The organism is Allobosea massiliensis (assembly GCF_042655245.1).
Taxonomy (GTDB): Bacteria; Pseudomonadota; Alphaproteobacteria; order Rhizobiales; family Beijerinckiaceae; genus Allobosea; species Allobosea massiliensis.
The window spans coordinates 80,171-100,417 of sequence record NZ_JBHSLU010000010.1 but is presented as its reverse complement, the minus strand read 5'-3'; the positions used below and the strand labels follow the sequence as shown (position 1 = coordinate 100,417).

The 20,247-nt window shown below is 68.1% G+C and carries 13 protein-coding genes; 6 read left to right on the top strand and 7 right to left on the bottom strand.

The genetic code is table 11. From position 1 onward, the window contains the following. Window positions 1–123 precede the first annotated feature (123 nt). Both ACFPN9_RS06860 and ACFPN9_RS06855 read left to right on the top strand, forming a co-directional pair. Window positions 124–1,788, top strand: coding sequence for a TRAP transporter large permease (locus ACFPN9_RS06860; RefSeq protein WP_066720685.1), 1,665 nt, complete (start codon window positions 124–126; stop codon window positions 1,786–1,788). Window positions 1,789–1,899: 111 nt separating this feature from the next. Further along, window positions 1,900–2,151 carry a hypothetical protein gene (locus ACFPN9_RS06855; RefSeq protein ID WP_066720595.1) on the top strand — a complete coding sequence of 84 codons (252 nt, stop codon included), beginning with the start codon at window positions 1,900–1,902 and terminating at the stop codon, window positions 2,149–2,151. A 3-nt stretch (window positions 2,152–2,154) separates the two neighbouring features. Here the strand turns inward: ACFPN9_RS06855 and ACFPN9_RS06850 are convergent, their stop codons facing one another. Further along, window positions 2,155–3,543, bottom strand: a complete 1,389-nt coding sequence (locus ACFPN9_RS06850) for a M20 family metallopeptidase (RefSeq protein WP_066720598.1) — start codon at window positions 3,541–3,543, stop codon at window positions 2,155–2,157. Window positions 3,544–3,688: 145 nt separating this feature from the next. On the opposite strand from ACFPN9_RS06850, the gene ACFPN9_RS06845 reads away from it, so the two are divergent. Then, complete coding sequence (locus ACFPN9_RS06845; RefSeq protein ID WP_245282299.1) at window positions 3,689–5,083, top strand: SNF2-related protein; 1,395 nt, start codon at window positions 3,689–3,691, stop codon at window positions 5,081–5,083. 6 nt (window positions 5,084–5,089) lie between these two features. Here the strand turns inward: ACFPN9_RS06845 and malQ are convergent, their stop codons facing one another. Next, window positions 5,090–7,153, bottom strand: a complete 2,064-nt coding sequence (malQ, locus tag ACFPN9_RS06840; RefSeq protein WP_066720604.1) for a 4-alpha-glucanotransferase — start codon at window positions 7,151–7,153, stop codon at window positions 5,090–5,092. 56 nt (window positions 7,154–7,209) lie between these two features. After that, entirely contained in the window at window positions 7,210–9,441 is a 2,232-nt protein-coding gene (glgB, locus tag ACFPN9_RS06835; RefSeq protein WP_066720686.1) for a 1,4-alpha-glucan branching protein GlgB, read from the bottom strand. 210 nt (window positions 9,442–9,651) lie between these two features. Between glgB and ACFPN9_RS06830 the strand changes: the two genes are divergently transcribed. Further along, entirely contained in the window at window positions 9,652–9,981 is a 330-nt protein-coding gene (locus ACFPN9_RS06830; RefSeq protein WP_066720607.1) for a DUF2934 domain-containing protein, read from the top strand. A gap of 180 nt (window positions 9,982–10,161) precedes the next feature. Here ACFPN9_RS06830 and glgA read toward each other — a convergent pair whose 3' ends face one another. Next, window positions 10,162–11,685, bottom strand: coding sequence for a glycogen synthase GlgA (gene glgA, locus ACFPN9_RS06825; protein WP_082734932.1), 1,524 nt, complete (start codon window positions 11,683–11,685; stop codon window positions 10,162–10,164). Between the two features lie 220 nt (window positions 11,686–11,905). On the opposite strand from glgA, the gene glgX (ACFPN9_RS06820) reads away from it, so the two are divergent. Further along, window positions 11,906–13,993: a glycogen debranching protein GlgX gene (gene glgX, locus ACFPN9_RS06820; RefSeq protein WP_377816033.1), complete on the top strand. Its 2,088-nt coding sequence runs from the start codon at window positions 11,906–11,908 to the stop codon at window positions 13,991–13,993. Window positions 13,994–14,118: 125 nt separating this feature from the next. On the opposite strand, the gene glgX (ACFPN9_RS06815) is transcribed toward glgX (ACFPN9_RS06820), so the two are convergent. The 3 genes from glgX (ACFPN9_RS06815) to ACFPN9_RS06805 all read right to left on the bottom strand — a co-directional run bounded on the left by glgX (ACFPN9_RS06815) (window position 14,119) and on the right by ACFPN9_RS06805 (window position 18,868). Next, window positions 14,119–16,068 (bottom strand): glycogen debranching protein GlgX, encoded by a 1,950-nt coding sequence (gene glgX, locus ACFPN9_RS06815; RefSeq protein ID WP_066720613.1) that lies wholly within the window; start codon window positions 16,066–16,068, stop codon window positions 14,119–14,121. A 47-nt stretch (window positions 16,069–16,115) separates the two neighbouring features. After that, window positions 16,116–18,593 carry a glycogen/starch/alpha-glucan phosphorylase gene (locus ACFPN9_RS06810; RefSeq protein ID WP_066720616.1) on the bottom strand — a complete coding sequence of 826 codons (2,478 nt, stop codon included), beginning with the start codon at window positions 18,591–18,593 and terminating at the stop codon, window positions 16,116–16,118. Window positions 18,594–18,679: 86 nt separating this feature from the next. Next, window positions 18,680–18,868, bottom strand: a complete 189-nt coding sequence (locus tag ACFPN9_RS06805) for a hypothetical protein (RefSeq protein ID WP_066720618.1) — start codon at window positions 18,866–18,868, stop codon at window positions 18,680–18,682. A 158-nt stretch (window positions 18,869–19,026) separates the two neighbouring features. Between ACFPN9_RS06805 and ACFPN9_RS06800 the strand changes: the two genes are divergently transcribed. Further along, window positions 19,027–20,241, top strand: coding sequence for a putative DNA modification/repair radical SAM protein (locus ACFPN9_RS06800; RefSeq protein WP_066720621.1), 1,215 nt, complete (start codon window positions 19,027–19,029; stop codon window positions 20,239–20,241). Window positions 20,242–20,247 lie beyond the last annotated feature (6 nt).

The following is a 20,247-nucleotide window of genomic DNA, read 5'->3' as shown; positions in this document are numbered from 1 at the left end:
ATGACCGTTTCCCGTCTCTCCCGCGCTACCGGCCTGCTGCTGGCGCTTTCCCTCGTCGCCTTCCTCGGCCTGCATACGGGCGAGGCCCATGCCGCCGGCCTCGGCGACTTCCTGCGCGTCAACATGGCGCCGGTGATGTTCGCCGCGCTCGTCGTGTTCCTGCTGCTCGGCTATCCGGTGGCCTTCGCGCTGGCCGCCAACGGCCTGCTCTTCGCGATCGTCGGCATCGAACTCGGCCTGTTCCAGGAGAACTTCCTGCAGGCGATGCCGGAGCGCATCTACGGCACGATGAACAACGACGTGCTGCTGGCGATCCCGTTCTTCACCTTCATGGGCCTCATCCTCGAGCGCTCGGGCATGGCGGAGGATCTGCTGGACACGATCGGCCAGCTCTTCGGGCCGATCCGCGGCGGTCTCGCCTATGCGGTCATCTTCGTCGGCGCGCTGCTCGCGGCCACCACCGGCGTCGTCGCGGCCTCGGTCATTTCGATGGGCCTGATCTCGCTGCCGATCATGCTGCGCTACGGCTATGACCGGCGCCTCGCCACCGGCGTCATCGCGGCGTCCGGCACGCTGGCGCAGATCATCCCGCCCTCGCTCGTCCTGATCGTGCTGGCCGACCAGCTCGGCCGCTCGGTCGGCGACATGTATGAGGGCGCCTTCATCCCGGGCCTCGTGCTGTCGGCGATGTATGCCGGGTACGTGTTCCTGGTCACGATGATCTATCCCAACCGCGCGCCCGGCCTGCCGGCGGAGGCGCAGACGCTGCGCGATGCCGACGGCCAGACCCGCCGGCGCTCGCTACTGGTGATCACGATCATCGCCTTCGGCGCGGCCTACGCGATCATGAAGACCTTCACGAAGGTCCAGGCGGGCGCCGATTTCGTCATCCTGACGATGTCGATCGCGGTCGGCATCTCCTTCGTGATCGCGATCATCAACAAGCTGCTCGGGCTGAACCTGCTCTCGCGGATGACCGAGCAGGTGATCTTCGTGATGGTGCCGCCGCTGGCGCTGATCTTCCTGGTGCTCGGCACGATCTTCATCGGCGTCGCGACGCCGACCGAGGGCGGCGCTATGGGCGCGGCGGGAGCGATCCTGCTCGCCTATGGCAAGAAGCGCATGACCTTCGACCTGCTGAAGCAGGCGACGGAATCGACGGCCAAGCTCTCGGCCTTCGTGCTCTTCATTCTGGTCGGCGCGCGCGTCTTCTCGTTGACCTTCTACGGCGTGAACGGCCATCTCTGGGTCGAGCATCTGCTGGTCGGCCTGCCGGGCGGCGCGACGGGCTTCCTGATCGTCGTCAACGTGATGGTGTTCCTGCTGGCGTTCTTCCTCGATTTCTTCGAGCTCGCCTTCATCATCGTCCCGCTGCTCGGGCCGGCTGCCGAAAAGCTCGGCATCGACCTGATCTGGTTCGGCGTCATCCTCGGCGTGAACATGCAGACCTCGTTCATGCACCCGCCGTTCGGCTTCGCGCTGTTCTTCCTGAGATCGGTGGCGCCGAAGGACCGCTATCGCGACAAGGTCACCGGCACGATGATGGAGCCGGTCACCACCGGCCAGATCTACTGGGGGGCGGTGCCCTTCGTGGTGATCCAGTGCATCATGGTGGCGCTGGTCGTGACCTTCCCGCAGATGGTGATGCACTACAAGGCATCGGCCGTGCAGCTCGACCAGAAGGCGATCGACAAGCAGTTCGACTCGATCCAGATCCCCGGCATCGGCGGGCCTGGCGGTGGCGGATTGCCGGCCTTCGACCTCACCGCGCCGCCCTCCTTCAAGTAGCGGCGACCGCAGCCCAGACAATCGAACGACGCCGGCGTGAGCCGGCGTCGTTTTCATTTGCGCGAACGAAATGGCGGCTGGCGCGTTGCCTCGCGAAGCGAGGAGTTGCGCATGAACGATCTGCAGGCCCAGGCCGATCCGGGCAGTACGCCCGCCATCCCGACGCCGCCGCCGGAGGCCCCGCCGCTGACGCCGGGCGAGGTGCCGCCGGCGCCGCCAGTCGAGATGCCGCCCGACGAGGCGCCGCTGGGCATTCCGACCGAGCCGCCGCCGGAACTGCCGCCGAACGCGCCGCCGGAAGCCCCGCCCGCCACGCCTTACGACATGCCGCCGGACCGGGATCCGCGACAGCCGCTGGAGTAGGCCTCAGACGGGCGGCGCTTCGCCGGACCCGATGTCCCAGTAGAGCCCCGCCATCAGGCCGAGCGCCTCGCGCGCAAGCTCGACGGGCACGTGCTCATCGGGCGCATGCTGCGAGCAACCGGGATAGGAATGCGGCACCCAGATCGTCTTCAGCCCCAGAACCTCGGCGAAGATGTCGTTCGGCAGCGAGCCGCCGAGATTGGGCAGCAGGGCCGGCTTCTTGTTCGTGCTGCGTGCGATCGAGGCGAGGGTGAAGCGCACCCAGTCATCCTCGGGGTCGAGCCGCGTCGCGCCGAACCGCTCCGCGCCGGGCATGATGATCTCGACCATCTTGAAGCCGTGGCGGTCGAGATGGCGGCGCAGCGCCGGCACGACGTCCTTAGGATCGATGCCGACGACGAAGCGCAGCGCGCAGCGCGCCCAGGCGCTTGGCGGCACGGCGTTGACCGGCGTTTCCGGCACGCCTGACTTCATCGCCAGCACGTCGAAGGAGCACCAGCCGAAGACCTGCTCGGCCGGCGACAGATCGGGCTCGCCCCAGCCCGGATCGATCACCGGGCCGTCGGGTCCGCCGTCGATGACACAATCCGACACCGCCTCGCGCACGGCGCGCGGCAGCTCCTTCGGCACCCATTCATGGATGCGGATCTGGCCGGTCGGGGAGGTGATCGAGGCGATGGCGTGGGCGAGCTGGATCGCCGGGTCGGAGAGGATGCCACCCCAGTTGCCCGAGTGATGCCCGCCTTCGCGCGCCACGATCGAGAGGTCGAAGGTGATGACGCCGCGCGCGCCGAGGAAGACGGTGGGCCGCTCGGCATTCAGCCGCGGCCCGTCCGAGGCCACCAGCACATCCGCCCGGAACAGCTCGGCCTCGTCGGCGCAGAGCTCGCGCAGGCCCGGCGACCCGGATTCCTCGCCCATCTCGATCAGGTATTTGGCGTTGAAGCCGAGCTTGCCGCGCGATTCAAGAACGGCGCGCAAGGCATTGATGTTGATGACATGCTGGCCCTTGTTGTCGACGACGCCGCGGCCATACCAGCGGCCGTCGCGCTCGGTCAGGGTCCAGGGCGAGAGGCCTTCGCTCCACTGCGCGTCGAGCCCGCGGATGACGTCGCCATGGCCGTAGCCGAAGATCGTCGGCAGGCTCTCACCCTCGATGCGCTGGGCGAAGAGGAAGGGGCCCTTGGCCTTGGGGTGGTGCAGGATGCGGCATTCGAAGCCCAGCCCCTCGAAGAGCGGGCGCATCTCGCGCTCGAGATACTCCGTCAGGACGGGCGCCCGGTCCGGGTTCTGGCTTTCGGTGGGCATCGCGATGAGACGGCCGAGGTCACTCTTGAAAGCGCCGGTGTCGAAATAGTCTTGCGCATGCGCGATGGCTTGGGCGCGGGTCATGGAAGCTCGCTGTCTGGGGGCGTCGGAGGAAGGCGATCCCGTTGCCGGGGGCGCCGGGCGTTGATATTGCCATAGCCATGCAAGAATCGGCCACCGGCGATGGCGCGCGACGGCTGTGCGCCCTATGACGGACGCGGAGCGGCCGATGGTGCCACATGAGCATCAGCGCGTCGCCTGCGCGGCGATCCTCGCGGCGCGCGCAGGCGGAGCGCCCGGTTTCCTGCTCGGCGACCTCACGGGACTCGGCAAGACGCTCTCGGCCTGGCTCGCGCTCTCGGCCATGCCGGAGGACGAGATCCTGGTGATCTGCCCCAAGGGCGCGATCCCGCAATGGCGGCGCACCATGGCGCTGTCTGGCCTGCCGCCGAAACGCGTCACGCTGATGAATTTCGAGAAGACGAAGTCGCTGCTGGCGCCGCCGCCGGATTCGAAGAAGCGCTCGGTGCGGGCGAAGAACAACGAGCTGGCCAAGCTCGGCGTGCCCAAACGAATCTGGCCGCTGGTCGTGATCGACGAGGCGCACCGCATCCGCAATCCCAACTCGCAGCAGGGGCTGGTCTGCCGGCAGATGGCGGCCGCCGCCTCCTTCACCATCTACATGAGTGCGACCGCCGGGCAGTCGCCGCACGAGCTGTCCTATCTCGGGCCGCTGCTGGCGCGCGCCGCCGACATGCCGAGCGCGGATCTCGACGGGTTCCGCCAGCTGATGAAGCGGCTGAAGATGGGCAAGGCGAGGGGCCGCTGGAAGAACTGGAGCTGGGAGCCCAACGAGGCCGACCGGGCCCGGATGGCGGCGCTGCTCTATCGCGGCCCGCGGGCGATCGGGCTGCGTCGGCGGCCGGAGGAGATCGCAGGCTGGCCGGAGGTGCAGCGCGAGCTCGCCCCGGTCGCGCTGGATGCCGCCGCACGCAAGCTCTACGAGGCGACCTGGCGGGAGTTCCGCAAGGAACTCGGCCTCGCCGGCGGGTCGACGCGCAAACCGCAGGGCTGGGCGGCCGATCTGCGATTCCGCCAGAAGGCGAGCCTGCTGCGCATCCAAGGCACGGTGGATTTCTGCGACGATCTGCTCGGCAATGACGAGCAGGTCGCAGTCTCCGTTGCCTTCCTCGAGACCAGCGCGATGCTGGCCGACGCGCTGCGCGGGCGCGGCTGGCGCGTCGGCGAGATCAATGGCGAGCGCTCGGGCCTCCAGAACGAGGACACGCGGATCGCCTTCCAGACCGGGCAGCTCGACGCGGTGATCTTCACCGTGACGGAGTCGATCTCGCTGCACCGTGGCGAGATGCCGGGCGGCGAGCGCGAGCGCTCGCTCGTCATTCACGACATGCGCCACAGCGCGATCCAGCTGCAGCAGATCGAGGGGCGCTGCCATCGCGACGGCCAGCACGCGACGATCTTCTACGCCTATGCCGAGGACACGGTTGAGGAGGCGGTGGCCGCGACCGTGATCCAGCGCATGGCGGCGATGGAGGGGTTGGCGGGCGACGACACCCGCCTGCTCGAGGCGATCGCCGGCATCGTCGAGAGCCGGGCCGCCTGAGGGTCTTCAGCCCTCCGGACGCGGTGGCCCGAGATCGGCCAGGCGCCGTTTCACGCGCTCGTCGTCCAGCAGCGACCCCGCCTCGCCATCGAGCCGATGGCGCCAGTTCGGCTTTTCGGTCGTGGTGCCCGGCACATTGGGCTGGGTGCGGATGCCGAGCGCATCCTCGATCGGCAGCAGCTTCAACGTACAGGGCGTGCGGGCGATGAAGCGGATCGCGGCATCGACGACAGGGTCGGTGTCCTCCGGCGCCGGGCGTTCGCCCTCGGCGACGCCGGCCTGCTCGAAGGCGCCCCAGAGCACGCCACGGTCCCAGGCGCGGATGCCCTCGTGATCAACGCCGTCCTCCGTCGGCTCGAGATCGCTGCCGGCCCACCAGCCGGCGGTGGGGACGAGGTCATGGGTTGTCGTGAGAGCCGCAGCACCGGCATCCCAATGCTCGGGGGCAATGTAGCCGTGATCCGTTCTCTCGAAGCGCAGCACACGCAGCCCGGCCACGCCCTGGCGGCGCAGATCGTCGCGGAAGCCGTCGGGGAGGGTGCCGAGATCCTCGCCGATGACGATGGCGCCATGGCGCCAGGATTCGAGCGCGACGAGCCGGAACAGTGTCTCGGAGGGGAAGGCGACATAGGCGCCGTCCAGCGCAGACGCCCCTTCCGGCACCAGCCAGAGCCGGCTGAGCCCCATGACATGGTCGATGCGGATACCGCCGACATGGCGCAGGCTCGCCCGCAGCGTCTCGATGAAGGGCGCGAAGCCGCTGGCTGCCAGACCGCGCGGCGAGAAGGTCGTCAGGCCCCAGCTCTGTCCTTCGGCCGAGTAGTAGTCGGGCGGGGCGCCGACGCTGAGCCCGCCGAGCACCTCGTGCTGGCGGCTCCAGGCATGGCTGCCCGATGCGTCCATGCCGATGGCGAGATCGGCGATCAGACCGACCTTCATGCCCGCCTCGCGACAGGCGCTCTGGGCGGCGCCATAGGAGCAGGCGGTGAGCCATTGCAGGAATATCTGATATTCGACTTCGGTTGCGTGCTCGGCCGCAAAGGCCGCGACGGCCGGACCGTCGGGGTCGCGGAACGGGGCCTCCCAGGAGCGCCAGCTCCAGGCCCGCGGATCCCGGCGCAGCTGGGCGGCGTGCAGCACCTCGAAGACGGCGTGGGAGCGCAGCAGCGGCGTGGCCTCCGCCAGGGCCCGATCCAGCGCCGCACGGGCCTGGCCGCCGCTGCCGTCGGGTGCGCGCAGGGCCTCGAACAGCGCGCGAAGCAGCCGCTGGCGCAGGATTGTCGCGGCCGGCCAGTCGATCTGGCGCAGCGTCGCGAGCCGGTCCATCTCCTCGCCCAGGCCTTCGCGCGCGATCACCTCGCGCAGCAGCGCCTCGGGCAGCACGGCGGTGGGATCGGCGTGGAGCGGGTTGTAGAAGAGGCGGGTCGAGGGCGAATAGGGGCTGAAATGCTCGGGCGAGGCACCGTAGAGCGCGTGGACCGGGCTGATCGCCAGCGCATCGGCTCCGTGCGCCGCAGCCTTTCTCGCCAGCGCCGCGACACCGGCGAAGTTGCCGATGCCACCGTCCTGCGGCGAGCGAAGGGAATAGATCTGGGCGGCGAGGCCGAAGCCGGCCCGCCCGCCGTTCAGATCGGCGAAGGTGATGCAGCGTTCGGGCGCCGTCGCGATGATAAAATCGCCATCGTCGCGATGGACCGTGTGATAGCCGGGCCGGTCGAAGGCCGGCAGTGTCAGCGAGCCGTCATAGCCTTCCTCGGAACGCACGGTGCGGCGGGTGCCGCCGTCGAGCGTCAGTTCCACCGGGCTTCTCGCCTGGGCGGCGACCGGCAGCACGACGGTCTGCCCGGTGCGGGCCGTGGTGAAGCGGGACTGGGCGGAGAGGTTCGCCCCGGCCTCGACGGTGGCGAGCGACTGCCGCAGATCGGCGTCGGTGCCGGCTGGCAGGCCGAGCGCCTTCAGGATGAAGCGCAGGCTCTCGGCCGAGACCTCGCGCTCCGCCCCGTTCTGCTCGGTCCAGCGCGGGGCGATCCCGGCCTTGACGGCGAGCTGGCGGAGAATGTCGTCGCTCATGCGGGGCTCCGCTTGCAGGTTCGGTCAGGTCGGGGTGGCGGCAGGGCGGCGGATCATCATGCCTCGCCAGGCGGGGGCAGGGCGGGCGGAGCCGCCGACGCGTCGTGTTCCAGAACGAGCAGGCCGAGTGGCGGCAGCGTCAGCGACAGGCTCTGGGCGCTGCCATGGGCTGCAACGGCCTGCGTCGCGACCGCACCGCCATTGCCGAGGCTGGAGCCGCCATAGACCTCCGCATCGCTGTTGAGCCGCTCCCGCCAAAGACCGGCATGCGCGACGCCGATGCGATAGTCGTGCCGGGGCACCGGCGTCATGTTGGCGACGACCAGAACCTCGGCGGCTCCCGGACGGCTGGCGCGGCTGAAGGCGAAGACGGCATTGGTGCTGTCGTTGGCGACGATCCAGGCGAAACCCTCGGGCCTGTGGTCGAGCCGGTGCAGGGCCGGCGTGGCGCGGTAGAGGGCGTTGAGATCCCGCACCAGGCGCGAGGCGCCCTGCCGGCGCTCGTCATAGGGGTGAGGCCAGGGGAAGGGCGCGTCGACGGACCATTCGTCGTCGGCGCCGAACTCGCAGCCCATGAACAGCAGTTTCTTCCCCGGATGGGTCCACATCATCGCGAAATAGAGCCGCAGATTCGCGAAGCGCTGCCAGTCGTCGCCGGGCATGCGCGAGATCAGCGAGCCCTTGCCGTGCACGACCTCGTCATGGGAGATCGGCAGCACGAAGTTCTCGGAGAACGCATAGACGAGGCCGAAGGTGACGTCGTCGCCGTGATAGCCGCGATGGACGGGGTCGTGCGCGATGTAGCGCAGCGTGTCGTGCATCCAGCCCATGTTCCATTTGAAGTGGAAGCCCAGCCCGCCGTGATGAACCGGCCGCGTCACGCCCGGCCAGGCGGTCGATTCCTCGGCGATGGTGACGGCGCCACGACCACGCGCGCCGACCAGCGTGTTGAGCTCCTGGAAGAAGCCGACGGCTTCCAGATTCTCGCGGCCGCCGAGATGGTTTGGCACCCATTCGCCCGGCTTGCGGCTGTAGTCGCGGTAAAGCATCGAGGCGACCGCATCGACGCGCAGACCGTCGAGATGGAAGGTCTCGATCCAGAACAGGGCGGACGCGATCAGGAAGCCGCGGACCTCGCTGCGCCCGACATTGTAGATCAGCGTGTTCCAGTCGATGTGGAAGCCCTGACGCGGATCCTCGTGCTCGTAGAGCGCCGTGCCGTCGAAGCGGGCGAGGCCGTGCTCGTCGGAAGGGAAATGCGCCGGGACCCAGTCGAGGATCACGCCGATGCCGGCGGCGTGGCAGCGGTCGACGAAGCGGGCGAAGGATTCGGGGGCCCCCAGACGCGCCGTTGGCGCGAAGAGGGCAAGCGGCTGGTAGCCCCACGACCCGCCGAAGGGATGCTCGGTGATCGGCATCAGTTCGACATGGCTGAAGCCCATATGCTGGAGATAGGGGATCAGGCGCTCGCTCGCCTCGTCCCAGGAGCCCATCTGGCCCCATTCGGTGCGAAGCCAGGAGCCGACATGGACCTCGTAGGTCGTCATCGGCGCCGTCATGGGGTCGACGGTTTCGCGCGCCTTTAGCCAGTCGGAATCCGTCCAGGCGAAGGCCGGTGCTTCGGCGACGACGGAGCCGGTGCGCGGAGGCAGTTCGGTGCGCCGGGCGAGCGGATCGGCCTTCCAGGGCAGCGCCTCGCCCGAGCCGGAGATCAGCGCATATTTGTAGACGGCGCCGGCTTCGACGCCCGGGATGAAGAGTTCCCAGATCCCGGCGCCGAGGCGGCGGCGCATGGGGTGGCGGGTTGCGTTCCAGCCGTTGAAATCACCGACGACCGCGACATGGGCGGCATTGGGCGCCCAGACGGCGAAGAGTACGCCGGCGACGCCGTCGATCTCGCGTAGATTGGCGCCGAGGCGCGTCGCGAGGTCGAAATGGCGCCCCTCGGCGGCGAGATAAAGATCGTCGTCGGAGAGCAGCAATCCGAAGCTGTAAGGGTCGGCCGTCTCGGTGATGCCGCCCGGCCAGGCGGCGCGAATGCGATAGGGCGCGCCCTGCGGCAGCGCCGCCTCGAACAGGCCGTCGCCCTGTCCGACCATCGGCAGCGCCCGGCGCTGACCGCCCTCATCCACGATCAGCTCGACATAATTCGCGCCAGGCAGGAAGGTGCGGACCAGATCGATCTCGTCGTGACGGTGCCGGCCGAGAATGGCGAAGGGATCGGGATGGCGGCCTTGTTTCAGCTGTTCGATGTCGCGCGCCGGAAGGCTGGGCAGTCTGGGCGGCATCGGGCGCGTCATCCGGTCGGGCTCCATCGCGAATGCGACTCCACCCGCGGCGGGGAATCGTCGATGATGCAACGCAGCGAAGCCCGCCCGCGTTCCGCGCTACGGCCTGCATTCTCCGGCGATTCCCGTCGCGCTCCAAGGGCAGGGAACCATCGGCAGCCGGCACGGTTGTCGCACTGCAATGCTGGCATTTCAGAGGGAGGATGCCGAATGAGCCGGGAGCAGACCATCCGCGACGTGGCCTACGCCATCTGGGAGGCGGAAGGCAAACCGCAGGGCCGCGACGCCCAGCACTGGCGGATGGCCGAGGAGCGGGTCGTCGCCAGCTGCGGCAAGGATGCAGGCGCCAAGGCCAAGGCACCGGGCAAAAGTTCGGCCGCGGGGTCGGGATCGGCCAAAACGGCAGCGAAAGCGGCCGCTCCTGCCAAGGGCAAGGCTAGCGCCGACAGGGCGGCCGAGGCTGAGCCCGCCAAAGCCTCTCCCAAGAGCCCGGCCAAGGCGGCTTCGACCAAGGCCAAGCCCTCGACGTCGAAGACCTAAGATTCGGGAGCACAACGCTCCAAAGCCGGCCGTCTCACGACGGGCCGGCTTTCGTCGTTGGGCGCGGTCGGCCCAGAGCGGCGATGGGCCGCCGATGCAGTCCAACAACGGGTGATCCGGCCGGTCGCCGCAACGGTCGGCTGTGCTCCGACGATCGTGAAACGATTGCGCCGGCCGCTCTCAGCTGGCCAGAGCCCTTGCATAGACGTCAGCATAGCGGCTGGTGGGGCCGCCCCAGTCGAAGCGCTTGGCCATGGCGTGCTGGCGCATTTGCAGGAAGGCGGCCTTCGAACGGAAGGCGTCGAAGGCCCGCGTGACGGCCGAAGCCAGCCCCGCGCCGGTCAGCGAGGAGAACAGGAAGCCGGAGCGCCCGTCCTCGATCGTGTCCACCAGCCCGCCGGTGCGATAGGCGATGGGCAGGGCGCCGGAGCGCTGGGCATACATCTGGCTGAGCCCGCAGGGCTCGAAGCGCGAGGGCATCAGCAGGAAGTCGCTGGCGGCAAAGATGCGTCGCGCCTCCGCATCGTCGAAGCCGATCCGTGCCGCGACGGCCTGCGGGTGGCGGCGGGCGAGGCGCTCGATCGCGTCCTCCAGCCGCGGCTCGCCGCGGCCGGTGACGACGAGCTGGCCGCCATTGCCAATGATGGTCTCGGCCGCCTCGATCGAAAGATCGATCCCCTTCTGGTGGACGAGGCGCGAGATGATCGAGAACAACGGCCCACGCGAGGGCGGCAGCTCGAAGGTCTTGCGGATGTCGGCGGCGCTGCGGCGCTTCCACTGGCGGATGCCGCGGGTGGCGTCGGCGAGCGGCGAGGTCCAGCTGTCATCGATGCCGTTGACGATACCGGTCAGCCGCCCTTCGTCCATGCGCAGCCGCAGCAGGCCATCCAGGCCGCAGCCATGCTCGGCGCTGGTGATCTCCCGGGCATAGGTCTCGCTGACGGTGGTGACATGGGAGCTGTAGTAGATCCCGCCCTTGAGGAAGGAGATCTTGCCGTGGAACTCGGCGCCATTCACCGAGAAGGCGAGGTCGGGGATGCCCAGCGCCGCCATTCGGCTCGGCTGGTACAGCCCCTGATAGGCGAGGTTGTGGATCGTCAGGATCGAGGGGGTGGCGAGGCCCTTCCAGCGCATGTAGCCGGGCGCCAGAGCGGAAGGCCAGTCGTTGACGTGAACGACGTCAGGCTTCCAGTTCGGGTCGGCCTCGCCGGCCGCGATCTCGGCTGCCGCCAGCGACAGGCGCGCGAAGCGGATGTCGTTGTCGGGAAAGTCGCCGCCGGAATGGGGGCCGTAGGGCGAGCCCTCGCGGTCGTAGAGTTCGTCGCAGAGCACCGCATAGATGGTCAGGCCGTCAGCGGTCCTGAAGCGTCCGAGCGACCAGGGCGGCAGGCCCGCCGTGCGCGGCATCGCGCGGACGATGTCCATGGCCGGGCTGGCTGAGCGGACCTGGCGGAAGCCGGGAAGCAGCACGCGGACGTCGCAAAGGCTGCGCAATTGTCGCGGCAGAGCCATCGAGACTTCGCCGAGGCCGCCGGCCTTGATGAAGTCGCCCATTTCGGAGGTGACGAAAAGCAGCTTGGTCGAGCCGGGAAGACGGGCCGTAGCTTCCGACAGCCCGTCTTTGACGACTGGGGCGTAGGTCAGCGCATGACCCGAGGTCGAGGGCCCGCCGTCGGTCCCGGGTTCCTTCAGCGTCTCGGCCATTCCGCATCCCCCAGGCAGCTGTGATCCCCAACCCGTTCGGCGGTGCAATGTTCCTCGGTGCACTGCAAAAATTTCATGCAAATTCGGGGCCGGCTGCCGGAACCGCCCGACGCCCGGTCACGTTGACCGGTCTGCGGCAGGCTCGCGACGAAGATGTGACGGGGAGAACGCGGCATGATGCCGCCGGCGCCCGTCCGGCCTGATCCGTTCAGGGGATCCCATGTCCGACGGCAAGGCCACGCAATTCGACGTCCAAGCGGGCGACAGCACCGATCTGGGAGCCGTCCATGACGGCGAGGGCACCAATTTCGCGATCTTCTCGGCCCATGCCGAACGCGTGGAACTGTGCTTCTTCGACGAGAGCGGCGAGACCGAGACGGCGCGGATCACGCTGCCGGAATACACCAACGAGATCTGGCACGGCTATCTGCCCGGGGTGAAGCCCGGGCAGCGCTACGGCTATCGCGTCCACGGCCGCTTCGCGCCGGAAGAGGGGCATCGCTTCAACCCGAACAAGCTCCTGCTCGACCCTTACGCGAAAGAATATGCCGGTTCAGTCGACTGGAACGACGCCCATTACGGCTATGTCGTCGATGCCGAGCGCGAGAAGGATCTGACCTTCAGCGAGCTCGACAGCGCGCCCTTCATGCCCAAATGCGTGGTCTGCGACTGGCGCGCCGATCCCAATCCGCCGGCGCGTCCCGTCATCCCCTGGGACCGGACGATCTTCTACGAGACCCATGTGCGCGGCTTCACCAAGCTGCATCCGGCGGTGCCGGAGGATCTTCGCGGCACCTTCGACGGGCTCGGCGAGAAGGCGGTCGTGGATTACATCAAGAGCCTCGGCGTCACCTCGGTCGAGCTCCTGCCGGTGCATGCCTATCTCGACGACCATCACCTCGCCGCCAAGAATCTGACGAACTACTGGGGCTACAACACGATCGGCTTCTTCGCGCCGATGCAGCGCTACGAAGGCAAGGCGCATCTCGCCTCCTTCCGCGACATGGTCCGCAAGTTCCACGATGCCGGGCTCGAGGTCATCCTCGACGTGGTCTACAACCACACGGCCGAAGGCAATGAGATGGGGCCGACGCTCTCCTTCAAGGGCATCGACAACTTCGCCTATTACCGGACGATGCCGGACGAGCCGCGCTTCTACATCAACGACACCGGCACCGGGAACACGGTCAACACGAGCCATCCGCGCGTGCTGCAGATGATCCTGGATTCGCTGCGCTACTGGGTCGAGGTCATGGAGGTCGACGGATTCCGCTTCGATCTCGGCACCATTCTCGGGCGCGAGCCGCATGGCTTCGACCAGCGCGGCGGATTCTTCGACGCGATCGGCCAGGACCCGGTCCTGCGCAAGGTGAAGCTCGTCGGCGAGCCCTGGGACATCGGTCCGGGCGGCTATCAGGTCGGCGGCTTCCCGCCCGGCTGGGGCGAGTGGAACGACAAGTATCGCGACACCACCCGCGCCTATTGGAAGGGCGAACCCGGCATCATCCGCGATCTCGCCGCGCGCATCACCGGCTCGGGCGACATCTACGATCTGCGCGGGCGCCGGCCCTGGGCGGGCGTCAACTTCCTGACCGCCCATGACGGCTTCACGCTCAACGATCTCGTCTCCTACAACGAGAAGCACAACGAGGCGAATGGCGAGGACAACAATGACGGCCACGGCCACAACCTGTCCTTCAATTTCGGCGTCGAGGGCCCAACCGAGGATGAGGGCATCATCGCGGCGCGCGAGCGTCAGAAGCGCAACCTGCTCGCGACGCTTCTGCTCTCGCACGGCACGCCGATGCTGCTGGCGGGCGACGAGCACGGCCACTCGAACCGCGGCAACAACAACGTCTATTGCCAGGACAACGAGATTGCCTGGATGCGCTGGGAGGAGCTGACCGAGCGCGACCATGCTCTGACCCGCTTCGTCCAGCGTGTGACGCAGCTGCGGGCCGACCACCCGATCTTCCGGCGCGCCTCCTTCCGTGACGGCTGCCTGCTGCGCTGGGTCAATCCCGCCGGCGGCGACCAGCAGGAAGAGCATTGGGACGACGAGGGCGTGCTCGCCATCGGCCTGCTGATGCACATGCCAGACGTCGAGCAGGGCGGGGACGAAGCCTTGATTCTTTTCAACGCCTTCGACGGCGATGTTCCCTTCAAGATTCCGCCGCGGGTAAAAAAGGGGTCGTGGTCGGTGGTTCTCGACACTGACACGGGTCCGAGCTCGGACGAAGGTCGCAAGGGGCTCAAGGCCGATGCCGAGCTGACCCTGTCGCCCCGCTCGCTGATCGTGCTGATGTGACGTTACACCGGCTTCGGCGTGGGCCGAAGCCGGTGGCCCGGCGCCCCTTACGAAGCTTGACGATCAGGGCTGCGGAATGGCGCGCTGATCTCTGCTTCGCCGTGTCCTGCATGCATTGACCGGCCTTACGGCGGGGACGGCTCTCGGCCTGCACACCTGCCGAACAGGCTGACGCTGCGGGCCGGTAAGACATCGTCGCTCCCCTCCATTGCCGAGCAGAGGAGGCGCTGCCATCGCTGAGACGGCCCGTCGGGCAGGGAGAGCGCAACATCGTTCCGGCTGCGATTGACGGCGATGAGCAAGGTTTTCCCGTTGCCGTTCAGCAGCAGGCCAAACGCGTCCAGTCGGTCCCACTCCGCATCGGCGATCGGCGTCCCGTCGGGTTTCAGCCAGCGTGCGTCCAGCGGATTCCCCGCCCCGGTGAGAAAGGTCGAGGCCGACAAAAGCGGGTGCTCGGCCCGCACCATTGCGAGCTCGGCCACGAAAGCCGCCAGGTCGCGGTTCGCTCCCTCCCAATCGAGCCAGAAGGCTGCGTTGTCCTGGCAATAGGCATTGTTGTTGCCGTGCTGCGTCCGGCCGAACTCGTCGCCGGCCGTCAGCATCGGCACGCCGCGCGACAGGAACAGCGTCGCCAGCAAGGCGCGCCTGTCGCGATCGCGGGCGGCCAGAATGGCGGGATCGCCGGTGGGCCCTTCCGCCCCGTTGTTCCAGCTGTGGTTCTCGTTCTCGCCGTCGCGGTTGCCCTCGCCATTGGCCTCGTTGTGCTTGCTCGCATGGGAGACGAGGTCGGCCAGGGTGAAGCCGTCATGGGCGGCGATGAAGTTGACGCTCGCCTGCGGTCCGCGATGGCGGGCGGCGAAAAGATCGGCGGAGCCGGCAAGCCGCGTCGCCACTGCGCCAGCCAGCCCTGCATCGCCCCGCCAGAAGCGGCGGACATCGTCGCGGTAGCGGCCGTTCCATTCGGCAAAGGGCGCGGGGAATTCGCCGAGGCGGTAGCCGCCGGGGCCGATGTCCCAGGGCTCGGCGATCAGGATGGCTTGCGAGAGGTCGGGGTCCTGCCCGATCGCGGCGAAGAGCGGGGCATCCTGCGAGTAGCCCGTCTCCGAGCGGCCCATCACCGTGCCGAGATCGAAACGGAAGCCGGCGACGCCGAGGCGGCGCGAATGCCGCAGCGCGTCCATCGCCATGCGGACGACCGGCGCGCGGTCGAGCGCCAGCGTGTGGCCGCAGCCGGTGTCGTTGATCAGCCGGCCGGGATCCTCCATGGCGTGGCGGTAATAGACGGCGTTGTCGAGCCCGCGCAGGCTGATCGTCGCGCCGAACTCGTCGCTCTCGGCAGTGTGGTTCAGGACGATGTCGAGGATGATGCCGATACCGGCCTGGGCATAGGTCGCGCAGAGACTTGCGAGGTCGGCCGCGCCGTCCGGAGCGAGTCGCGGGTCGAGCGCGAAGAAGTTGACGGGGTTGTAGCCCCAGGCATTGGCGAGGCCGAGCGACGGCAGATGGCGCTCATCCATCCAGGCCGCGACCGGCATCAGCTCGACATGGCTGACGCCGAGGCCGCGGATGTGGTCGATCACGGCGGGCTCGCAGAGCGCGGCCAGCGTGCCGCGAATGCGCTCCGGCACTGCCGTGTGGCGCATCGTGAAGGACTTCACCGCGAGTTCGTAGATGAAGGCCGGGGCGCGCTCCGGCGCTCTCGCGGCTTCAGGCTGTGCGCCGCCGACGATGCCGCGCGGCACGAGATCGGCGGTGTCGGTCCCATGCTCGGCCAGACGCGGGTCCCAGCGGAAGGGACGGTCGATCCGCGTCGCGTAGGGGTCGACCAGCAGCTTCGTCGCGTCGAAGCGGTGGCCGCGCTCGGGCTGCCAGGGGCCATCCGCCCGCAGCGCATAGCGCAGGCCGGGGGCGGCGCCCGGCAGCAGGCCGTGATGGATGTCGCCGCTGCGGCAGGGCAGGGGCAGGCGGGCTATTTCGGCCTCGCCCGTCTCGTCGAAGAGGCAAAGGTCGATCCGCTCGCCATGGCGGGAGAAGACAGCGAAGGTCACGCCGTCCTCGCCCGCAATGGCGCCCATGCGGGCGGGCAGCGGGCAGGCGACCAGCGCAGGCCTCGGCACCCGCCTCAGCCTCCGGCCGTGGTGTCCGGCGAGGTCGGCACGTGCCAGATCCGCTCGGCATATTCGCCGATGGCGCGGTCGGCGCTGAACCAGCCGCAATGGGCGGTGTTGGTCACGGACATGCGCCACCATTTCCCCTGGTCGGCCCAGAGCGAATCGATGCGGCGCTGGGCCTGGCGGTAGCTCTCGAAATCGTTGAGCACCATGAACCAGTCATTGGCGCGCAGCCCCTCGACGAGGCCGAGATAGCGGTCGCGTTCGCGCGGCGAATAGGCGCCCGACGCCACCGCATCGAGCACGCCTTCGAGATGCGGCGTGGCGGCGATGACCTCGCTCGTCGGGCGGGGATTGTGCTTGGCGGCCTCGACCTCCTCGGCCGTCATGCCGAAGATGACGATGTTGTCGGCGCCGACGCGCTCGCCGATCTCGATGTTGGCCCCATCCAGCGTCCCGATGGTGATCGCGCCGTTGAGGGCGAACTTCATATTGCCGGTGCCAGACGCCTCCATCCCGGCGGTCGAGATCTGCTCGGAGACGTCGGCGGCGGGGATGATGACCTCGGCCGCGCTGACATTGTAGTTCGGCAGGAAGACGACCTTGAGCCGGTCGCGGGTGGTGATGTCGTTGTTCACGACGACGGCGACATCGTTGATCAGGTTGATGATCGCCTTGGCGGTGCCGTAGTTGGAAGCCGCCTTGCCGGCGAAGATCTTCACCCGTGGCGCCCAGTCGCGATAGGGCTCGGAGCGGATCGCGTCATAGAGCGCGATCGTCTCGAGGATGTTCAGCAACTGGCGCTTGTATTCGTGGATGCGCTTGATCTGGACGTCGAAGAGCGCGTCGGGATCGACGGTGACGCCGGTGTCCTGCCTGATGATTTTCGCCAGCTTCAGCTTGTTTTCGCGCCGGATGGCGGCGAGGCGCTGGTGCAGCGCGGCGTCGCCGGTATGGGCGGCGAGGCGGCGGATATTGCCGATCCGGTCGGTCAGATCGTCGCCGCAGACCTCCTGCAGCAGTTTCGTCAGGCCGGGATTGGCGCCGAAGAGCCAGCGCCGCGGCGTGATGCCGTTGGTGACGTTGGTGATGCGGCCCGGGAAGATCGCGTGCAGCGGCGCGAAGACCGTCTGCTCCATCAGCTTCGAATGAAGCGCCGAGACACCATTGACCGTGTGCGAGCCGACGAAGGCGAGGTGGGCCATGCGCACCCGCCGGCCGTGATGCTCGTCGATGAGCGAGATCGTCGAGAGATCGACATTTTCACCGCCGCTGGAGCGCCGGACCTCTTCCAGGAAGCGGGCGTTGATGCCGAAGATGATCTGCATATGGCGCGGCAGCAACCGCTCCATCAGCGCCACCGGCCAGGTTTCCAGTGCCTCGGGCAGAAGCGTATGGTTGGTGTAGGAGATGGTGGCGCTGGTGATCGTCCAGGCCTCCTCCCAGGGCAGGCCATGCTCGTCGACGAGCAGGCGCATCAGCTCGGCGACGGCCAGCGAGGGATGGGTGTCGTTGAGCTGAATCGCGACCTTGTCGGCGAGATTGTCGAGGCGGCCGAACTGCCGGTAATGCCGGCGCACCAGATCCTGCAGCGAGGCGGAGGTGAAGAAAAACTCCTGCCGCAGCCGCAATTCCTGCCCCGCCGGGGTGGAATCGTTGGGGTAGAGCACCTTGGAGATCGCCTCGGCGCGGTTGCGCTCGGCGACGGCACCGACGATGTCGCCCTGGTTGAAGGCGTCGAGCGAGAGCGGGTGCATGGCGCGCGCGCGCCAGAGACGCAGCGTCGTGGCGTCGCGGCCGCGCCAGCCGACGACCGGCGTGTCATAGGCGACGGCGAACACGGTCTCTTCCGGCTCCCAGAAGACTTCGCCGGGCTTCTGCGTCGCGGTCAGCGAGCCGCCGAAACCGATCTTGTAGGAGGCCTCGCGGCGCTCGAATTCCCAGGGATTGCGGAAGGAGAGCCAGTCCTCGGGCACCTCGATCTGCTTGCCGCCATCGATGCGCTGCTTGAACAGGCCGTGATCGTAGCGGATGCCGTAGCCGAGCGCCGGCACGCCGGTCGAGGCCATCGCCTCGAGATAGCAGGCGGCGAGACGGCCGAGGCCACCATTGCCGAGCGCGGCATCGGGCTCGATCGTTTCGATCGCGGCGAGGTCGACGCCGAGTTCGCGCATCGCCTGCGCCATTGCCCCGGTCAGCCCGAGATTGTTGAGCGCGTCCGCCAGCGAACGGCCGATCAGGAATTCGAGCGAGAGATAATAGACGCGCTTGCGGCCGGTCTCGTAGCTCTCGCGGGTCGAGCGGTGCCAGACATCGACGACATGGTCCCGCGCCGCGAGGATGCCGGCCGTCAGCCAGTCATGCGGCTGGGCGACGGAGGCGTTCTTGCCCAGCGAATAAGTGAGTTTCCTCAGGATCTCGGCTTTGAGGGCCTCGACCCGCCCGGCGGTGTCGGCGGGGCGGGAGGCGTCGGAGGCTGTCTCGGTCAAGCGCTGTCGTCCCGGTTGTTGATCTGTGATCAGTTTCGAAGCTGGGCCCCGGCAAGTCCAGCCGAAATCGCCGCTAAGCCGCGCCTTTATGGACGCGTTCCGGTTTCCTCGCGGATTTCGCTGCGGGTTTCCTGCCCGAGCTGCTTGGCGCTGGTCACGGCGGAGTCGGTCAGGCCGACGACGCTGGCCCAGGCGCTGCGGGTGTAGCTGCCCTGATGGGCGATGGCGTCGTAGCCGATCAGGATGACGGCGACGAGAAGCAGGATCCGGAACATCGGGTTCTCCTTGGAATGACGTGCCGCCCCAACGCGCCGACACGCCGCCTGTTCCGGCGATGGCAGCCGCGACGAAAGGTCTCTGGCGGGCGGGCGACATCCACGCTACCTAGAACAAATAATGAACGGAGTGTCGCGGCGTGGCTCAGCTGACGGTGATGGAAAAGCTCGAGATCCTGAGCGATGCGGCGAAATACGACGCCTCCTGCGCCTCCAGCAGCACGACCAAGCGCAATTCGCTGAAGGGCGGGCTCGGCTCGACGACGGGGTCGGGCATCTGCCATTCCTATGCGCCGGATGGCCGCTGCATTTCGCTGCTCAAGATCCTGCTGACGAATTACTGCAGCTATGACTGCGCATTCTGCATCAACCGCTCGTCGAGCAATGTCCGGCGCGCGCGCTTCACGGTGGAGGAGGTCGTCGACCTCACGGTCAGCTTCTACAAGCGCAACTACATCGAGGGGCTGTTCCTCTCCTCGGGCATCATCCGCTCGCCCGACTACACGATGGCGGAGCTGGTGCGGGTGGCGCAGACGCTGCGCGAGGTCCATTGCTTCCGCGGCTACATCCACCTCAAGCTCATCCCGAGCGCCAATGCCGATCTGGTGGCGCAGGCCGGCCTCTATGCCGACCGCGTCTCGATCAATGTCGAATTGCCGACCGAGGTCTCCCTGGAGCGCTTCGCCCCCGAGAAGCGGCCGCGCGAAATCAGCGCCGCCATGGGTGGGCTGCGGCTGAAGATCGAGGAGAGCAAGGCGGAGCGGGCGAAGTCGCGGCGCGCGCCGGTGTTCTCGCCGGCCGGGCAGAGCACGCAGATGATCGTCGGCGCCGACGGGACGAGCGACGCGACGATCCTGCAGCGCAGCGCGCAGCTCTACGGCTCCTTCGGGCTCAGGCGCGTCTATTACTCCGCCTTCAGCCCGATCCCCGACGCCAGCCGCCAACTGCCGCTCTCGGAGCCGCCGCTGCTGCGCGAACACCGGCTCTACCAGGCCGACTGGCTGACGCGGTTCTACGGCTTCGAGGTCGGCGAGATCCTCGATGACGGCGCCGGGGGCATGCTCGATCTCACGGTCGATCCCAAACTCGCCTGGGCTCTGCGGCATCGCGCGCGCTTTCCGGTCGACGTCAACCGCGCCGATCGCGAGACGCTGCTGCGCGTGCCGGGGCTCGGCACGAAAAGCGTCGGCAAGATTTTGGAAACGCGGCGTTTCCGGCGCCTGCGTCTGGAGGATGTCGGCAAGATCGCGCGCTCGATCACGACGCTGCGCCATTTCATTGTCGCGGAAGGCTGGCGTCCCGGCGCATCTCTCGACAGCGAGCGGCTGAAGCAGCATCTGGCGCCGAAGCCGCAGCAGCTCGCCTTGCTGTGAGCCCCG

Bases quoted from the DNA above. Each gene is read 5' to 3' on its own strand.
- ACFPN9_RS06860 (WP_066720685.1), top strand. From the start codon at position 124: ATGGCGCCGGTGATGTTCGCCGCGCTCGTCGTGTTCCTGCTGCTCGGC.
- ACFPN9_RS06855 (WP_066720595.1), top strand. From the start codon at position 1,900: ATGAACGATCTGCAGGCCCAGGCCGATCCGGGCAGTACGCCCGCCATC.
- ACFPN9_RS06850 (WP_066720598.1), bottom strand. From the start codon at position 3,543: ATGACCCGCGCCCAAGCCATCGCGCATGCGCAAGACTATTTCGACACC.
- ACFPN9_RS06845 (WP_245282299.1), top strand. From the start codon at position 3,689: ATGGTGCCACATGAGCATCAGCGCGTCGCCTGCGCGGCGATCCTCGCG.
- malQ (WP_066720604.1), bottom strand. From the start codon at position 7,153: ATGAGCGACGACATTCTCCGCCAGCTCGCCGTCAAGGCCGGGATCGCC.
- glgB (WP_066720686.1), bottom strand. From the start codon at position 9,441: ATGCCGCCCAGACTGCCCAGCCTTCCGGCGCGCGACATCGAACAGCTG.
- ACFPN9_RS06830 (WP_066720607.1), top strand. From the start codon at position 9,652: ATGAGCCGGGAGCAGACCATCCGCGACGTGGCCTACGCCATCTGGGAG.
- glgA (WP_082734932.1), bottom strand. From the start codon at position 11,685: ATGGCCGAGACGCTGAAGGAACCCGGGACCGACGGCGGGCCCTCGACC.
- glgX (WP_377816033.1), top strand. From the start codon at position 11,906: ATGTCCGACGGCAAGGCCACGCAATTCGACGTCCAAGCGGGCGACAGC.
- glgX (WP_066720613.1), bottom strand. From the start codon at position 16,068: ATGGGCGCCATTGCGGGCGAGGACGGCGTGACCTTCGCTGTCTTCTCC.
- ACFPN9_RS06805 (WP_066720618.1), bottom strand. From the start codon at position 18,868: ATGTTCCGGATCCTGCTTCTCGTCGCCGTCATCCTGATCGGCTACGAC.
- ACFPN9_RS06800 (WP_066720621.1), top strand. From the start codon at position 19,027: ATGGAAAAGCTCGAGATCCTGAGCGATGCGGCGAAATACGACGCCTCC.